A 2,254-nucleotide genomic window follows, 5' to 3' on the forward strand; every position below is an offset into this window, starting at 1 on the left:
ATATCGTTAGGTATTACAGCGCGCTCAGACCACACGAGTATAACGGTGGGTTACCACCAAACGAATCGGAAAACCGATACTGGAAAAACTCTAAAACGGTGGCCAGTTTTTGTTGACCACTACAGTATCAAGGGATTCGGCCTGGGCGCGGAGTTCGTCAAACTGTTTGCCTTCTTCGGCGTTCAGGTTGCGTTTTTCCTCAGTGGCTTTATCCATGATGGAATGCATCCGGGTTTTGAGGGCGGCTTTCGCCTGGCAGAGTTCAAGCAATTTTTTCATGTTGTGGTTTCTCGTAACAATTATTGTTGAGACGTGAAACCAGTCCGGGAGGGGGGAGGCCGTCAGTTGTGAGGAACGCTATGTCAGGAGCGAGGCAAACCTGACGGCCAGTGGCGGCTCACGTCTGAGTGCCACACACCAGGATACAGATGAAAAACAGAAAGAAAACCCCTATCAAAGACGGGGGTAAGCACGGGTAATCATGGGTACGAATAATTTACAAAATTATTTATCCGGTTGCTCAGTCATAAAGCCAGCGGCCTGCTTTGGCTGATTCAGCAAACATTCTTACCGTGAGTGGTTTTCTAAGCTGATTTATTTCGTGTTGAATAAGACTTCTTTGGAAGAGTCGAGTAAATAATGACTTTTGTACAACAGGATAATAAGCCTGAATATTCAAAGCAGAAATATCAATACCAAATTTATCGCTATAATCGTCAATGGTATAGGGAAGTTCGTCCAGTTCCGCATAATCCTGTAATACCGTATCCATCTCAAGAGGAACTCTTCCCGCTTTCCAGGATACAGGGGTTGATAATTCATACCTGAAAAACTCTAAAACTTCAGCTTCCGCTACCATATTTTGTCATCCCCTCTGGCAATGGAATTATACTTGCTCACAGTGTGGAATGTTATCTGAAATAAGTCAGATGAAAGAATAACCCAGCCAACAACAGGAATCGCACGGCCCACAAAAGTGCTGACTTTGCGAGTCATAATAATGTTAAGTTTATGGGGTGGATACCCTCCAATGATTGAAGGTAACTCTTTTCCCCAAGGAAATTTTGCATTTCTGAAAACCTTTCGTGCTCCAATAGAAGCATAAGATGTTCCTGGTGTTGCACCAGCAAACTTTCCTCTTGTTGACGCAATATTCAGTCCTGCAACAATCGCTACAATGGCCCCAAAGTCATCAACCCCCAGTTGCTTTGCAACCTGCTCACAGAAAATCATAAACAGCAGTTCACTTGCACTAACATTTTGTCTGCCAGCATAAAAATAAGTTCCGTTCAGTTCTTCAACCGTATCCATACGCGCCTCATGTTATTAATCCAGCCTCTAACTTAAACCAATGCGGCCAGTTTGAAAACAATACCGGGTTGCTACCTGGGCATTTCGTGCCGGAGTGCTGAAGATGTTTAATCAGCGCGTCAAGCTGTTCACGGTTAGTCGCCAGAATCTCACCTGAAAAAGTGCTTCTCACAAACTCATGGTGATCCATCCAGAGAAAAGCCTCTTCGTTCAGCAGTTGCTGGTAGTGCGATAAGTCCATAGTTGGAATGTCGGTGATACCGTAATAATCATGATGGTCACTGATATCTTTAGTCGTTACTGGCATTTTCCGTTCTCCGGTTAATCGGTCAGTTGGTACAGGTCAAAACTGCCTTTCATAAACGTTACCTGATTTCTTTCAGAGTGTCTGACGATATTCAGACAAAATAAAATACAGAAAAATAAAGTTTATGCGTTTAAGTGTTCACCTGTTCACCTTTGCTTTTTTTCCTATTTAAATCATTAAATTATAGGGTGACCACTCTAAAAAAAAGTGTTCACTTGTGTTCACCTTAACTGGTCACCTCCAACACGACCAAATCTAAAAAAGGTGAACAGGTGAATAGTTGGTGAACAGTTAATAATAAAGTGTTCACCCTCTATCTTTATGTTATTTAATCAGTTTCTGACACGGTGAACACTTATTTATTATCTTTAAGTTGTGCTGTCGGGTTCGTTGCACTGCGGCATCCATTCATCAGTCTCAGGCGTCAGCGAAAGGTTTGACCTCATACCCTGCTTTGTCTTCCTCCTGTCATACACTTTTCCATACTCGGCCATAGCCCCCGGCATATCCGATTGTAGTGGCACACTGAATTTGGCCACCTGAACAGAGGTGATATGCTCACCTCAGAACATTACAGGTGCTCCAATGAAAAGAAGAAGTTTCAGCGCAGAATTTAAACGCGAATCCGCTCAACTG

At 43.2% G+C, this 2,254-nt stretch carries 3 protein-coding genes and 1 pseudogene; all 4 read right to left on the minus strand.

The features are described from left to right. Positions 1–117: 117 nt before the first annotated feature. Positions 118–279 (minus strand): annotated as a pseudogene (locus EB241_RS20635) (phage major capsid protein); the annotation flags it as partial. Positions 280–520: 241 nt separating this feature from the next. Further along, the gene (locus EB241_RS20640; protein WP_124234930.1) at positions 521–859 is read right to left on the minus strand and encodes a DUF1493 family protein; all 339 of its coding nucleotides are present in this window, start codon (positions 857–859) and stop codon (positions 521–523) included. Next, positions 853–1,311 carry an STM2901 family protein gene (locus tag EB241_RS20645; RefSeq protein ID WP_124234931.1) on the minus strand — a complete coding sequence of 153 codons (459 nt, stop codon included), beginning with the start codon at positions 1,309–1,311 and terminating at the stop codon, positions 853–855. Before EB241_RS20645 ends, EB241_RS20640 begins: the two co-directional genes overlap by 7 nt. A 7-nt stretch (positions 1,312–1,318) precedes the next feature. Continuing rightward, complete coding sequence (locus EB241_RS20650) at positions 1,319–1,618, minus strand: hypothetical protein (RefSeq protein ID WP_233592667.1); 300 nt, start codon at positions 1,616–1,618, stop codon at positions 1,319–1,321. Positions 1,619–2,254: the final 636 nt, after the last annotated feature.

The sequence above is a fragment of the Erwinia psidii genome, assembly GCF_003846135.1.
Taxonomy (GTDB): domain Bacteria; phylum Pseudomonadota; class Gammaproteobacteria; order Enterobacterales; family Enterobacteriaceae; genus Erwinia; species Erwinia psidii.

What these genes read in the sequence shown, in the direction of transcription:
- EB241_RS20640 (WP_124234930.1), bottom strand. Translation starts at nt 859, where the DNA reads ATGGTAGCGGAAGCTGAAGTTTTAGAGTTTTTCAGGTATGAATTATCA.
- EB241_RS20650 (WP_233592667.1), bottom strand. Translation starts at nt 1,618, where the DNA reads ATGCCAGTAACGACTAAAGATATCAGTGACCATCATGATTATTACGGT.
- EB241_RS20645 (WP_124234931.1), bottom strand. Translation starts at nt 1,311, where the DNA reads ATGGATACGGTTGAAGAACTGAACGGAACTTATTTTTATGCTGGCAGA.